The following is a 14,207-nucleotide window of genomic DNA, read 5'->3' as shown; positions in this document are numbered from 1 at the left end:
AGTCCTGTTCGTCTATGCTAGACGGCAATCACATTTCGGTGTTGATGTGCTCGCGCGTCAGTGGTTTTCCGGAAACATTCAATAAAATCATCGGCTTGGCGTCCTGAGCAAGATTGGACCCCAAAAGGATGGTTTCAACGTAGAGAGCAGGTTGTTCGTGGCTGAAACGTCTTCGCTCATTTCAGGTGTCGCACAGCGTTACGCCGGATCTCTTTTCGAGCTCGCGCTCGACGCGAAATCCGTTGCAGCTGTGGAAAAAGATCTTGACCGTTTCGAGGGGCTTCTGAGCGGAAGCGAAGACCTCAAGCGGCTGATCTCCAGTCCGGTATTTTCCTCGGAAGATCAGCTTCACGCCATCGGCGCTCTCGCCGACAAGGCGGGCATCAAGGGTCTGGTCGGAAATTTCCTGCGCGTCGTCGCGCGGAACCGCCGTCTTTTCGCCCTGCCGGGCATCATTGCCGCTTTCCGCAAGATTGCTGCCGAGCATCGTGGCGAAATCTCCGCCGATGTCGTCTCCGCGCACGAATTGAGCGCAGCGCAGCAGAACGAATTGAAGGCAACGCTGAAGGGCGTGGCCGGCAAGGACGTGACGATCAATGTCACCGTCGATCCGTCGATCCTCGGCGGTCTTATCGTCAAGATGGGTTCGCGTCAGATCGACACGTCCCTTCGCACTAAACTTTCTTCTCTCAAGCTTGCACTGAAAGAGGTCGGCTGATGGACATCCGCGCCGCGGAAATTTCCGCTATCCTGAAAGAGCAAATCAAGAACTTCGGCAAGGAGGCTGAGGTCTCCGAGGTCGGTCAGGTTCTGTCCGTTGGCGACGGTATCGCCCGCGTCTATGGTCTGGACAATGTTCAGGCCGGTGAAATGGTCGAATTCCCCGGTGGCATTCGCGGCATGGCGCTGAACCTTGAAAGCGACAATGTCGGCGTCGTTATCTTCGGTGCCGACCGTGACATCAAGGAAGGCGACGTCGTCAAGCGTACCGGCGCAATCGTGGACGTTCCGGTCGGTCCGGAACTGCTCGGCCGCGTTGTCGATGCTCTCGGCAATCCGATCGACGGCAAGGGTCCGATCAAGGCCAAGGAACGTCGCCGCGTCGACGTCAAGGCGCCTGGCATCATCCCGCGCAAGTCGGTTCACGAGCCGATGTCGACGGGTCTCAAGGCCATCGACGCTCTGATCCCGGTTGGCCGCGGCCAGCGCGAGCTGGTCATCGGTGACCGTCAGACCGGCAAGACCGCCATCATCCTCGACACCTTCCTGAACCAGAAGCCGATCCACGATAACGGCCCGGACAAGGACAAGCTGTACTGCGTCTACGTCGCCGTCGGCCAGAAGCGTTCGACCGTTGCCCAGTTCGTCAAGGTTCTCGAAGAACGCGGCGCTCTGGAATATTCGATCGTTATCGCGGCTACCGCTTCCGATCCGGCTCCGATGCAGTATCTCGCACCGTTTGCGGGCTGCGCGATGGGCGAATATTTCCGTGACAACGGCCAGCACGCCCTCATCGGCTATGACGATCTGTCCAAGCAGGCCGTTGCTTATCGTCAGATGTCGCTTCTGCTGCGTCGTCCTCCGGGCCGCGAAGCTTATCCGGGCGACGTTTTCTACCTGCACTCCCGTCTTCTCGAACGCGCTGCAAAGCTCAACGACGAAAACGGCGCTGGCTCGCTGACGGCTCTGCCGGTCATCGAAACGCAGGGCAACGACGTTTCCGCCTTCATTCCGACCAACGTGATCTCGATCACCGACGGCCAGATCTTCCTTGAAACCAACCTGTTCTATCAGGGTATCCGTCCGGCTGTTAACGTCGGTCTGTCGGTTTCGCGCGTTGGTTCCTCGGCCCAGATCAAGGCCATGAAGCAGGTTGCCGGTTCGATCAAGGGCGAGCTCGCCCAGTATCGTGAAATGGCTGCCTTCGCACAGTTCGGTTCCGACCTTGACGCTGCAACGCAGCGCCTTCTGAACCGCGGTGCGCGCCTGACCGAACTCCTGAAGCAGCCGCAGTTCTCGCCGCTGAAGACGGAAGAGCAGGTTGCCGTGATTTTCGCCGGTGTTAACGGCTATCTCGACAAGCTTGCCGTCAGCCAGGTTGGCAAGTTCGAAGAAGGTCTTCTCGCTTCGCTGCGCACCGAGCACAAGGATGTGCTCGATGGCATCCGCAACGAGAAAGCCATTACCGATGACCTCAAGGCCAAGCTCAAGGCAGCGATCGACGCTTTCGCCAAGTCCTTTGCCTGAAACTTGTGACGGGATGAACGGATGCCTTCACTAAAGGATCTGAGAAACCGTATCGCCTCGGTCAAGGCGACGCAGAAAATCACCAAGGCGATGCAAATGGTCGCCGCGGCGAAGCTGCGCCGTGCCCAGGAAGCTGCGGAAGCCGCAAGGCCTTACTCGCAGCGCATGGGCGCCGTTCTCGCGAATATCGCGCAGAACGTCACCGGCGAAGATGCGCCGGCCCTGATGGCCGGTACGGGCAAGGACGACGTGCATCTGCTCGTCGTCTGCACCGCAGAACGTGGCCTTTGCGGCGGTTTCAACAGCCAGATCGCGCGTCTTGCGCGCGATCATGCCCGCAAGCTCCTCGCTGAAGGCAAGACGGTCAAGATCATCACGGTCGGCAAGAAGGGCGCGGATATTCTGCGTCGCGAATTTGCCAGCCTGCTGGTCGATCATGTCGATCTGCGCGAAGTCAAGCAGCTCGCTTTTGTGCACGCCGACCAGATCGGCCACAAGATCATCAAGCTGTTCGAGGAAGGCGCTTTCGACGTCTGCACGCTGTTCTATTCCGAATTCAAGTCGGTGATCTCCCAGGTTCCGACCGCACAGCAGCTGATCCCGGCTTCGGCTGGCGACAGTGCGGGCGGCGAGACCGCAGGCGATGCGATCTACGAATACGAACCTGATCCCGCGGCGATCCTGTCGACGCTGATCCCGCGCAATATCTCGGTCCAGATTTTCCGTGCTCTGCTGGAAAATGTCGCGGGCGAGATGGGCGCGAAGATGAGCGCGATGGACAATGCGACGCGCAATGCGGGCGACATGATCAACAAGCTGTCGATCACGTACAACCGCCAGCGTCAGGCGCAGATCACCAAGGAACTGATCGAAATCATTTCGGGCGCGGAAGCGCTCTAGAGTTTGGTTTACCGCATGATTTCCCGGAAAGTCTGCAACTTTTCGGGATCATGCTAACGGAAGGTAAGGATCGATGGCAAAAGCAGCGACCCCGAAAACTACCGCCGCGGCCGAAGCAAAGCCAGCGGCGAAGGCGCCTGCCAAGAAAGCGGCGCCCAAGACCACCGCAGCAGCCAAGTCTGCCGCTCCCAAGACTGCGGCCACTGGCACAGTCGGCCACATTACGCAGGTCATCGGCGCTGTCGTCGACGTCAAGTTCCCGGAAGGCCAGCTGCCGCTGATCCTGAACGCGCTTGAAGTCGACAACCAGGGCAACCGCCTGGTTCTCGAAGTCGCCCAGCACCTCGGCGAAGACACCGTGCGCACCATCGCCATGGATGCGACCGAAGGTCTGGTTCGCGGTCAGGAAGCACGCGACACCGGCGAGCCGATCATGGTTCCGGTCGGCGTCGAAACGCTTGGCCGCATCATGAACGTCATCGGTGAGCCGGTCGACGAAGCCGGTCCGATCAAGACCACGGCAACCCGCGCCATCCACCAGAGCGCTCCGGAATATATCGAGCAGTCGACCGAAGCCGAAATTCTGGTCACGGGCATCAAGGTCGTTGACCTTCTCGCTCCTTACGCCAAGGGCGGCAAGATCGGCCTCTTCGGCGGTGCAGGCGTTGGCAAGACCGTTCTCATCATGGAACTCATCAACAACGTCGCCAAGGCGCACGGCGGTTACTCCGTGTTCGCAGGCGTCGGTGAGCGTACCCGTGAAGGTAACGACCTTTACCATGAAATGATCGAGTCGGGCGTTAACAAGCTCGGCGGCGGCGAAGGCTCCAAGGCAGCCCTCGTTTACGGTCAGATGAACGAACCCCCGGGTGCCCGCGCTCGTGTTGCCCTTTCCGGTCTGACGGTTGCTGAAAACTTCCGCGACCAGGGTCAGGACGTTCTGTTTTTCGTGGACAACATCTTCCGCTTCACGCAGGCAGGTTCGGAAGTGTCGGCTCTTCTCGGTCGTATTCCTTCCGCTGTGGGCTATCAGCCGACGCTGGCAACCGACATGGGCGCCATGCAGGAACGCATCACCACCACGACCAAGGGTTCGATCACCTCGGTTCAGGCGATTTACGTCCCTGCCGACGACTTGACCGACCCGGCGCCAGCCACCTCGTTCGCCCACCTGGACGCAACGACCGTTCTGTCGCGCTCGATCGCTGAAAAGGGTATCTACCCGGCTGTTGACCCGCTCGACTCCACGTCGCGCATGCTCGACCCGAAAGTCGTTGGTGACGAACACTACGCCGTCGCCCGTCAGGTTCAGTCGATCCTGCAGCGCTACAAGGCCCTTCAGGACATCATCGCGATCCTGGGCATGGACGAACTGTCTGAAGAAGACAAGCTCACCGTCGCCCGCGCCCGCAAGATCGAACGCTTCCTCTCGCAGCCGTTCTTCGTGGCCGAAGTCTTCACCGGTTCGCCGGGCAAGCTGGTCGATCTCGCCGACACCATCAAGGGCTTCAAGGGCCTTTGCGCTGGCGATTACGATCATCTTCCGGAAGCTGCCTTCTACATGGTCGGCAGCATCGAGGAAGCTCTCGAGAAGGCCAAGAAGCTGGCAGCAGAAGCTGCTTGATGAATTGAATTTCCCGGTGGGCCGCAAGGCCCGCCGTGAAAGCCAATCATTTTGTTTAAGCATGACCTTTCCGAAAACCGGTTTAATTTTCGGAACCGTGCTTTTGAATTCAAGTGAGAACCATGGCTCAAGCTTTCCAATTCGAACTCGTGTCGCCTGAACGGCTCCTGCTTTCCGCGCAGGTGACGGAAGTCGTCATTCCGGGTAGCGAAGGCTATCTGACGGCTCTCGCCGGTCATTCGCCGCTGATGACGACGATCATGCCGGGTGTCGTTTCGGTGAAGCTTGCCGACGGCAAATCCGACTCCTACGTGGTCTTCGGCGGTTTCGCTGATATCACCCCGCAGAGCTGCACCGTTCTGGCTGAATCGGCCACCCATGTGGACGATATCAATCCGGCAGACATCCAGCGCCGCATCGAGGAAGCCCGCAAGCATCTGGAAGATGCCTCGACCAACGAGCATCGCACCAAGGCGGAAATCTTCCTGCACCAGCTGATGACGCTGCAGGGAACGATCATGCCGGCCTGATCGGCTGCAATCCTGTCGTTTTCGTGAAAGCGGGCTTGTGCCCGCTTTTTCTTTTTCAGATCACCGGCCCGGCAGTGAATTTGTTCGCAGAACTGTCATATTGGCGTTAAATCCCATCACGCTTGCGTGAGTTCAGGAAGTTCGCTTGAAAATGGTTCGGCAGCGATCTATCCAAGTTCGCAATCATTAGTTTACTAATATATAAGGCGATTGGCATGGATACGGCGGACCTAAGAGCTGAAATGATTGATGCCATGGCGAAGGTTAATCGCAGGCTTCGCACTGTCTTCGACGCCCGGGTGAAGGAGCGGGGCCTGACATTGGCCCGTGCGCGCACCCTGCTTGCGCTGATGGAACAGGAAGGTCTTTACCAGAAGGAACTGGCGGAAGCGCTGGAAATCGAGAATGCGACCATGGTTCGCCTGCTCGATGGGCTGGAGCGGCAGTCTTTCATCGAACGGCAGACGGTCCAGGGCGACCGCCGCGCCAAGCGCGTCGTCATGACGGCAGAAGGCAAGATTCTGGCCGAGCAGGTCGTGAAGCTCGCCGGAGACGTGCGCGAAGACCTTCTCGAAGGCGTTAGCGACGAGGAGCTGAACATCGCGCTCAACGTGCTTCGCAAGATGTCGGATTCGATGAACAAATCCCATTGATGTTGCCAGTTTCAACAACGACCAGAAGCCGAAGCGACAGCTTCGGGTTTTTTCTTTGGCTGATTACGATTTCGTGAGCTGGCGTCTCGAAATTGAACCTGCCGCGCCATCTTTCCGTCGCAGCCGCACGGTCCACTGGTCGCGGTCAATCGTGGAAAGTGTGACGAGCGTGGAAGTGTGATGGGAGCGTTCGAGATGCGTCATTCATCTCAGGCTGTCGTGGGTTTGTGTGCGGTGCTTGCGGTCGCGGCGGTGCAGGCAAAGGATATGGCGCGCGGGACACGGCATGGCTATGCTCAAGCTTTGAATGACGTGAATACCGATGACGGGCTGATCTTTGATACTGCTTCAGCTGCTGCCGTGGATGTGCGGAGCAATGAGCGGTCTCGCCGGTCTTCGCGGGCGCGCTGAACCCCGGGTGCCGGAAATCAGGGCGCGAGCGTCCGCAGATAGGCCATGAGTTCGCTGGCCGTATCGCTTGCCCGTTCCGGCTGGCGGGAAACGATCGCTTCAATCAATGTTGCGTGGGCATTGGCCGAACCGGCTATGCCGCTCGATGGGCGGAGCCGGAACCAGAAGCGGCGGCTGTGGCTCTGCAAGGGAGCGGCGATACGCGCTGCGTAGGGGTTGCTCGCAGCCGCACCCAGAACGATGTCGAATGCCTTGTCGGCATCCAGAAACAGCGCCACGTCCTCATCGGGAATTGCCTGCCGCATGGCTGCTGCCGCCGCTTCGAGCCGTTCATAGTCGCGCGGGCTGCCGAAGCGTGCCGCATCGCGCGCCAGAACGCGCTCGACGCCTTCGCGCGCATCCAGCACCTTGATGAAATCCTTCGGGTCGATTGCCGCGATGGCAATGCCTGAACGCGGGCGCACTTCCACAAGGCCCTCCCACGCGAGCCGTTGAATGGCCTCGCGCATGGGCGTGCGGCCCATGCCGGTCAGCTCGATCAGCGTGCGCTCGTTGACGACCGTCCCCGGTTCCAGTTCCAGCGTGACGATAGACCGTTCCAGAATGCGATAGGCCTGCTCGGCGAGGCTTTCGCTACCCCAGCTGTCCATGGTGGCCAGCGGCATGTTTGCCGGGCTCCGCGTCAGCCTGTCTCGAACGTTCGTTTCTTCCATGCCGTCCATGCCTTGTGGTTACGACGATTGACATAGTTCAATCCTATAGATATATCTCTGATATATCAATAAGAGGCGATTTGCATTGTCGATCCCTAACTTGGCCTTTGTGGCTTTTTCAAGCGATGGCAAACTTTCAGCACAGCGTCATTCCAAAAAATCGATGGACAGAAATCGCGTGCTGGCGTTGAACATGGCGATTGCCGATTGGCCGAAGCAATGGTCTCTGCCGGTTTTTCGGCGAGGCACAAGGCAAAATTGAATCCGGTGGGGAGCCGTATACGATGAAATCTGATCCGCAGGGTCAGCAGGATGTTCTGATTATCGGCGGCGGTATCGTCGGCGTCGCCACTGCGGCCTTGCTTGCCGAGGCGGGGCGTCAGGTTCTGGTTATCGACAGAACCGGCATTTGCGAGGAAACCAGCTCGGGCAATGCCGCGGCGCTTGCTTTTTCCGACATTCTTCCGCTCGCCTCCAAGGGTGTCATGCGCAAGGTGCCGGGCTGGCTGATGGACCCGCTCGGGCCGTTTACGATCCGTCCTTCCTATTTTCCAAAAATGGTGCCCTGGCTTTACCGGTTCTGGCGGGCCAGCAGCGCGGATGCTTTGGCAAAAACCGCGATTGCGCAGGCCGACATCATGCGGCTTGCCGGCAGCGAGATGATGGGCCTGATCGACAGGGCGGGCCTGCGCGATCGCTTGCGCGAAAACGGCAATCTGGAACTTTATGAGAGCGAAGCCGAGCTTGCGGCCTCGCAGCCCGGCTGGGATGTTCGGGAAAATGCCGGAATTACCTATGAACACGTGCGCGGTGATCGGCTTGCCGAATTGCAGCCGGGCCTGAGCCCGCGTTTCGTAGCCGGAACTTTCGTTCCGGGCTGGAAGAATGTCAGCGATCCGAAGCTGTTCGGCAAGGCGATCTGGGCCTATGCGGAAAGCAGGGGCGCACGCTTCCTTCAGGCAAAGGTCACGAATGCAAGGCCAGTCAATGGCGGGGCGAGCGTTCGTCTCGATGATGGGACCGAAATCCGGGCGGCGCACCTTGTCCTGATGGCCGGCGCCTGGTCGCGTGATCTCGCCAAAGGCTTTGGCGATGCAGTGCCGCTCGACACGGAACGCGGTTACAATACGACCCTGCCGGTCGGCAGTTTCGATGTGAAGCGCCAGCTGACTTTTCCCGGCCACGGTTTCGTCATCACGCCGATGGAAACGGGCCTGCGCGTCGGCGGCGCTGTCGAGTTCGGCGGGCTGGACCTGCCGCCCAATTTCGCGCGGTCCGAAGCCATGCTAAAGAAGGCTTCCATGTTTCTGCCGGGCCTGCGCACGGAAGGCGGGCGGCAATGGATGGGCTATCGGCCATCCATGCCGGACTCCGTTCCGGTCATCGGCCGGGCCTCGGCGGGCGGCAACATCTATTACGGCTTCGGCCATGGCCATCTTGGCCTCACGCAGTCGGCGGCGACCGGGCGGCTTATCCGCGATCTCATCACGGGTGCCGCGCCGGCAATCGACATCGAACCTTTCAAGCCACAACGTTTTCGGAACTGACCATCATGGCAAGACATTCCTTCTTCTGCGTCGACGGGCATACCTGCGGCAATCCGGTGCGTCTGGTGGCCGGCGGCGGGCCGAACCTCGAAGGTTCGACCATGATGGAAAAGCGCGCGCATTTTCTGGCGGAATATGACTGGATTCGCACGGGGCTTATGTTCGAGCCGCGCGGCCACGACATGATGTCCGGCTCCATTCTCTACCCGCCCACGCGGCCTGATTGCGATGTGGCGGTGCTTTTCATCGAAACGTCCGGCTGCCTGCCGATGTGCGGCCACGGCACCATCGGCACCGTCACGATGGCGATAGAGCAGGGGCTGGTGACGCCGAAGACGCCGGGCAAGCTCAATCTCGATACGCCTGCCGGTCTGGTGGCCATCGAGTATGAGCAGAACGGCCAGTATGTCGACCGTGTTCGCCTCACCAATGTCCCGGCCTTCCTTTATGCCGAGGGGCTTGAAGTCGAATGTCCCGACCTTGGAAGCCTCAAGGTCGACGTGGCTTATGGCGGCAATTTCTACGCCATTGTCGAGCCGCAAGAAAATTACACGGACATGGAAGATTATTCCGCGTTGCAGCTGATCGCCTGGAGTCCCGTCCTGCGCCAGCGGCTGAACGAGAAGTACAAGTTCCAGCATCCGCTGCTGCCTGACATCAACCGTCTGAGCCATATTCTATGGACCGGCAAGGCCAAGCATCCGGAAGCGCATGCCCGCAATGCGGTCTTTTATGGCGACAAGGCAATCGACCGTTCGCCCTGCGGTACCGGTACGTCTGCGCGCATGGCGCAGCTGGCAGCCAAGGGCAAGCTGAAGCCGGGCGACGAGTTCGTGCATGAATCCATCATCGGATCGCTCTTCCATGGCCGCGTGGAGCGCGCTGCGGAAGTCGCCGGGCGTCCTGCAATCGTGCCGTCAATCGCAGGTTGGGCGCGCATGACCGGCTACAACACGATCTTCATCGATGATCGCGATCCCTTTGCACACGGGTTCACAGTCGCGTAGGGTCTATTGGGGAAACAGGTTTTGGCGCTAGGTATGGGTGAAAATTCTCCGGTTCGGAAACCAAATCCGCCTCAGCCGCGCTTGCAGGCTGGCGTCCCAAAGACCATAAAGTGGGTACGGTCGGTAATTTTCTTAACGGCCTCCCTATTTTTTGGCTTTCCGGTCGTGCAAAAAATGTGGAATAAGGCGCCCCGGGTAGGAGAAAAAAACATATACAGGACGTTTGTTAGGGGACATAACTAGTTTGTGGAAGGATGATGCCCTTAGTCTTTTGTCGGAGACAAAAGGGGCTTGCATTCCTCTATACAGCCGTTAGGTGTAAATAGCCGGGAATAAAATGAAGGCGCACGAAATAAAGATGCGTCAAAAAAACCCCGGACGGTAAAATGGGTGGCTTCTCGATGGAATATTTCTTCCAGCAGGTGATCAACGGGCTCGCGCTCGGCTCGATCTATGGCCTGATCGCCATCGGCTACACGATGGTCTATGGCATTATCGGCATGATCAACTTTGCTCATGGCGATGTCTTCATGCTCGGCGCCTTCATGGCGCTGATTGTTTTTCTCATCATCACAACATTCATCGGTGCCCTGCCGATTGCGCTGATGCTTCTTCTGATGATGATCGTCGCCATGCTGCTGACAGGCTTGTGGAGCTGGACGATCGAACGCGTGGCCTATCGGCCGTTGCGCGGTTCGTTCCGCCTCGCGCCGTTGATCACGGCTATCGGCATGTCGATTGCCTTGTCGAATTTCGTTCAGGTTACGCAAGGCCCGCGTAACAAGCCGGTGCCTCAGCTTCTGAACGGCTCCTTCAATCTCTTCGGTACGAATGTGACGATTTCGCTGAAGCAGATCGTTGTCATCGTGGTAACCGCGGTGCTGCTGACGATCTTCTGGTATATCGTCAATCGCACCTCGCTCGGCCGTGCGCAGCGCGCCTGCGAGCAGGACCGGAAGATGGCCGCGCTTCTCGGCATCAATGTCGATCGCGTCATTTCGCTCACCTTCGTGATGGGTGCCATGCTCGCGGCAGTGGCCGGTACGCTCTACCTCTCCTTCTATGGTGTGATTTCCTTTGCCGACGGCTTCATCCCCGGCGTCAAGGCGTTCACGGCAGCGGTTCTGGGTGGTATCGGATCGCTTCCTGGCGCTGTGGTCGGTGGCCTGCTCATCGGTCTCATCGAAGCGTTGTGGTCGGCTTATTTCTCGATCGATTACAAGGACGTTGCCGCGTTCTCGATCCTCGCCATCGTGCTGATCTTCATGCCGTCCGGCATTCTTGGCCGTCCTGAAGTCGAAAAGGTATAATCATGGCTGCACAGTCGAGTTCACGCCCGGATTCCCTTTTTGGCCGGGCCATTCGTGAAGGGTTCTTCGCCGGTCTTCTGGCGCTGGGCCTCTTCTGCCTCATCATCGGTTTCAAGACCGATCAGAACATCAACAATGAACTGGTGCTGCAACAGCGCTGGGGTGCGCTGGCCGTCATCGTCGTGCTGGCCGCCATTGGCCGTTTCCTGTTCGTTGCCTTTACCCAGCCCTGGCTGGAGGCGCGCAAGCTTGCCAAGAGCAAGCAGCAGCCTGCCCTTGCGGTCGAAAGCCCATCTTTCGTGCGCCGCCACTTCTCGCGTCTCGGCGTCGCCTTCCTTTTTGTCTATCCGATCCTGATCGTCGCCTTCCTCGGCTGGCAGGGATCGCTCAAATGGGTCGACAATTTCGGCGTCCAGATCCTCATCTATGTGATGCTGGCCTGGGGCCTCAACATCGTGGTGGGCCTCGCCGGTCTTCTCGATCTGGGTTACGTGGCCTTCTATGCAGTGGGCGCTTATTCCTACGCTCTGCTGTCATCCTATTTCGGCCTGTCCTTCTGGATGCTGCTGCCGATAGCGGGCATTCTGGCGGCGACATGGGGCGTCATCCTTGGCTTCCCGGTTCTGCGCCTTCGCGGTGACTATCTCGCCATCGTGACGCTGGCATTCGGTGAAATCATCCGTCTGGTGCTCATCAACTGGACGGATGTTACTCGCGGCACCTTCGGCGTTTCCGGCATTGCCAAGGCCACCTTCTTCGGCCTGCCTTTCAATGCCAGCAAGGACGGTTTTGCAGCCTATTTCGGCCTCACCTTCTCGGCCGCGCACTACAAGTTCTTCCTCTATTACGTCATCCTTCTGCTGGCGCTTCTGACGGCCTGGGTCACCATCCGCCTGCGCCGTATGCCGGTTGGCCGTGCGTGGGAAGCGCTGCGCGAAGACGAAATCGCCTGCCGTTCGCTCGGTATCAACACCACCACGACCAAGCTCACGGCCTTTGCCACGGGCGCGATGTTCGGTGGTTTCGCCGGTTCCTTCTTTGCGGCACGCCAGGGCTTCGTCAGCCCGGAATCCTTCGTGTTCCTTGAATCCGCCGTCATTCTGGCCATTGTCGTTCTAGGCGGCATGGGCTCGCTGGTCGGTATTGCCATTGCGGCGATCGTCATGATCGGCGGCACGGAAATCCTGCGTGAAATGGGCTTCCTGAAAGCTGTCTTCGGACCGGATTTCACGCCGGAACTCTACCGCATGCTCATCTTCGGTCTTGCCATGGTCGTAGTCATGGTCTGGAAGCCGCGCGGTTTCGTCGGAAGTCGAGAACCGAGTGCATTCCTGCATGAGAAGAAGATGGTGTCGGGTGCCTTTACCAAGGAAGGGCACGGCTGATGGCGGAGATAAACACTATGTCTGGCACTATGTCCGGCAACACTCAGAAAGACACCATCCTTCAGGTCGAGCATCTCTCGATGCGCTTCGGCGGCCTCGTCGCCATCAACGATCTGAGCTTCAATGTGAAGCGCGGGGATATTACGGCGATCATCGGCCCCAACGGTGCAGGCAAGACCACGGTCTTCAACTGCATCACCGGCTTCTACAAGCCCACGGGCGGGATGCTGACGATGAACCGGAAGACGGGCGACAAGTTCCTGCTGGAACGCCTGCCCGACTTCCAGATCACCAAGCAAGCCAAGGTCGCGCGCACGTTCCAGAACATCCGCCTTTTCTCGGGTCTCACCGTTCTGGAAAACCTGCTCGTTGCGCAACACAACACGCTGATGCGCTCTTCCGGCTATACGATCCTCGGCCTGCTGGGGCTGCCGGGCTACAAGTCGGCGGCGAAGGAAGCGGTTGAAAAGGCGCGTTACTGGCTGGAAAAGATCAACCTGATCGACCGTGCGGACGATCCGGCAGGCGATCTGCCCTATGGCGATCAGCGCCGTCTGGAAATCGCCCGCGCCATGTGCACCGAGCCGGAAATCCTGTGCCTCGATGAACCTGCCGCCGGTCTCAATCCGCGCGAATCGGCGGAGCTCAACAAGCTTCTCCTTGATATCCGCAAGGAAACCGGCACGTCGATCCTGCTGATCGAACACGACATGTCGGTCGTCATGGAAATCTCCGATCATGTGATCGTGCTGGAATACGGCACCAAGATTTCCGATGGCGCGCCGGAAGAGGTCAAGAACGATCCGCGTGTTATCGCCGCCTATCTCGGCGTCGATGACGAGGAAATCGCCGAACTCATCGAAGAGGCGGACAAGCCTGGTGTTGTCGATCCGGCGCATCTGGTCGCCGCCCAGCTTGCCGAGGAAGCCATCGAGGAGGAAATTGCCGAAGAGAAGGGCGAAACGCCTTCCGCAGGCGTTGACGCAACCGATGATCCGACCGGCGACAAGACTGCTCCCGCGAAGGCTGCCCAGGGTGAGGCTGCCAAGGGTGGTGCGAAACGCGCCAAAGCCCCGGCAAAAGCCCCAACAAAAACTCCGGGCAAGCCCAGGAAGGGAGGCGAATGATGCAGGCTGAAACCATGCAGAAAAAGCAACCGCTTCTGGCCGTCGAGAAGGTTGAAACCTATTACGGCAATATTTGCGCCTTGAAGGGCATCGACCTGACTGTCGACGAGGGCGAGATCGTGGCGCTGATCGGCGCAAACGGCGCCGGCAAATCGACGCTGATGATGACGATCTTCGGCTCGCCGAAGGCGCGTACCGGCCGCATCCTGTTCAATGGCAAGGATATCACGTCCATGCCGCCGCACGAGATCGCCAAGCTGCGCATCGCGCAGTCGCCGGAAGGCCGTCGCATCTTCCCGCGCATGACTGTTCTGGAAAACCTTCAGATGGGCGCAAGCCTCGACAATCAGCAATATTTCGATGAAGACGTAAAGCTGATGTTCGACCTGTTCCCACGGCTGAAGGAGCGTATCAACCAGCGTGGCGGCACGCTTTCGGGCGGTGAACAGCAGATGCTGGCGATCGCCCGCGCACTGATGGCGCGTCCGAAGCTCCTGCTTCTGGACGAACCGTCGCTCGGTCTGGCACCGCTGATCGTCAAGCAGATTTTCGAGGCGATCAAGGAACTGAACCGCACGCAGGGGCTGACGGTATTCCTCGTCGAGCAGAACGCATTCGGTGCACTGAAGCTCGCAGACCGCGGTTATGTGATGGTCAACGGCTCGATCACCATGAGCGGCGCAGGCCGCGAACTGCTGGCCGATCCGGAAGTCCGTGCCGCCTATCTCGAAGGCGGAAGGCACTAGGAGGAAA

15 protein-coding genes are annotated in these 14,207 nt (G+C 59.1%); 14 read left to right on the top strand and 1 reads right to left on the bottom strand.

What is annotated here, in order from left to right:
• Positions 1-157: 157 nt before the first annotated feature.
• From OINT_RS10655 to OINT_RS10625, 8 genes are all read left to right on the top strand, one after another.
• On the top strand, positions 158-718 hold the full coding sequence (locus OINT_RS10655) for a F0F1 ATP synthase subunit delta (protein ID WP_006471253.1): 561 nt from the start codon (positions 158-160) through the stop codon (positions 716-718).
• Positions 718-2,247, top strand: a complete 1,530-nt coding sequence (atpA, locus tag OINT_RS10650) for a F0F1 ATP synthase subunit alpha (protein WP_006467811.1) — start codon at positions 718-720, stop codon at positions 2,245-2,247. The genes OINT_RS10655 and atpA overlap by 1 nt, the downstream gene beginning before the upstream one ends.
• Before the next feature lie 21 nt (positions 2,248-2,268).
• On the top strand, positions 2,269-3,147 hold the full coding sequence (locus tag OINT_RS10645; RefSeq protein ID WP_006467810.1) for a F0F1 ATP synthase subunit gamma: 879 nt from the start codon (positions 2,269-2,271) through the stop codon (positions 3,145-3,147).
• A 73-nt stretch (positions 3,148-3,220) separates the two neighbouring features.
• Complete coding sequence (gene atpD, locus OINT_RS10640; protein ID WP_006467809.1) at positions 3,221-4,771, top strand: F0F1 ATP synthase subunit beta; 1,551 nt, start codon at positions 3,221-3,223, stop codon at positions 4,769-4,771.
• A 122-nt stretch (positions 4,772-4,893) separates the two neighbouring features.
• On the top strand, positions 4,894-5,301 hold the full coding sequence (locus tag OINT_RS10635; protein WP_006471254.1) for a F0F1 ATP synthase subunit epsilon: 408 nt from the start codon (positions 4,894-4,896) through the stop codon (positions 5,299-5,301).
• Positions 5,302-5,516: 215 nt separating this feature from the next.
• Positions 5,517-5,954, top strand: coding sequence for a MarR family winged helix-turn-helix transcriptional regulator (locus tag OINT_RS10630; protein WP_006467807.1), 438 nt, complete (start codon positions 5,517-5,519; stop codon positions 5,952-5,954).
• 55 nt (positions 5,955-6,009) lie between these two features.
• Complete coding sequence (locus tag OINT_RS24300) at positions 6,010-6,135, top strand: hypothetical protein (protein WP_268869077.1); 126 nt, start codon at positions 6,010-6,012, stop codon at positions 6,133-6,135.
• Positions 6,136-6,149: 14 nt separating this feature from the next.
• Positions 6,150-6,365 carry a hypothetical protein gene (locus tag OINT_RS10625; RefSeq protein WP_100229475.1) on the top strand — a complete coding sequence of 72 codons (216 nt, stop codon included), beginning with the start codon at positions 6,150-6,152 and terminating at the stop codon, positions 6,363-6,365.
• A gap of 17 nt (positions 6,366-6,382) precedes the next feature.
• Here the strand turns inward: OINT_RS10625 and OINT_RS10620 are convergent, their stop codons facing one another.
• Positions 6,383-7,078, bottom strand: a complete 696-nt coding sequence (locus tag OINT_RS10620) for a GntR family transcriptional regulator (RefSeq protein WP_006471256.1) — start codon at positions 7,076-7,078, stop codon at positions 6,383-6,385.
• 284 nt (positions 7,079-7,362) lie between these two features.
• Between OINT_RS10620 and OINT_RS10615 the strand changes: the two genes are divergently transcribed.
• From OINT_RS10615 to OINT_RS10590, 6 genes are all read left to right on the top strand, one after another.
• Entirely contained in the window at positions 7,363-8,625 is a 1,263-nt protein-coding gene (locus OINT_RS10615) for an NAD(P)/FAD-dependent oxidoreductase (RefSeq protein ID WP_006471257.1), read from the top strand.
• 5 nt (positions 8,626-8,630) lie between these two features.
• Positions 8,631-9,632 (top strand): 4-hydroxyproline epimerase, encoded by a 1,002-nt coding sequence (locus tag OINT_RS10610; protein ID WP_006467803.1) that lies wholly within the window; start codon positions 8,631-8,633, stop codon positions 9,630-9,632.
• Between the two features lie 401 nt (positions 9,633-10,033).
• Positions 10,034-10,942: a branched-chain amino acid ABC transporter permease gene (locus tag OINT_RS10605; protein WP_006471258.1), complete on the top strand. Its 909-nt coding sequence runs from the start codon at positions 10,034-10,036 to the stop codon at positions 10,940-10,942.
• Between the two features lie 2 nt (positions 10,943-10,944).
• Positions 10,945-12,327 carry a high-affinity branched-chain amino acid ABC transporter permease LivM gene (gene livM / locus OINT_RS10600; protein WP_006467801.1) on the top strand — a complete coding sequence of 461 codons (1,383 nt, stop codon included), beginning with the start codon at positions 10,945-10,947 and terminating at the stop codon, positions 12,325-12,327.
• Between the two features lie 29 nt (positions 12,328-12,356).
• Positions 12,357-13,454 (top strand): ABC transporter ATP-binding protein, encoded by a 1,098-nt coding sequence (locus OINT_RS10595; RefSeq protein ID WP_006471259.1) that lies wholly within the window; start codon positions 12,357-12,359, stop codon positions 13,452-13,454.
• Positions 13,454-14,200 (top strand): ABC transporter ATP-binding protein, encoded by a 747-nt coding sequence (locus tag OINT_RS10590; RefSeq protein WP_031347285.1) that lies wholly within the window; start codon positions 13,454-13,456, stop codon positions 14,198-14,200. Before OINT_RS10595 ends, OINT_RS10590 begins: the two co-directional genes overlap by 1 nt.
• Positions 14,201-14,207 lie beyond the last annotated feature (7 nt).

The sequence above is a fragment of the Brucella intermedia LMG 3301 genome (genome assembly GCF_000182645.1).
GTDB lineage: Bacteria > Pseudomonadota > Alphaproteobacteria > Rhizobiales > Rhizobiaceae > Brucella > Brucella intermedia.
Note: the sequence above shows the minus strand (reverse complement) of the source record. Positions and strands in the feature narration are given on the sequence as shown.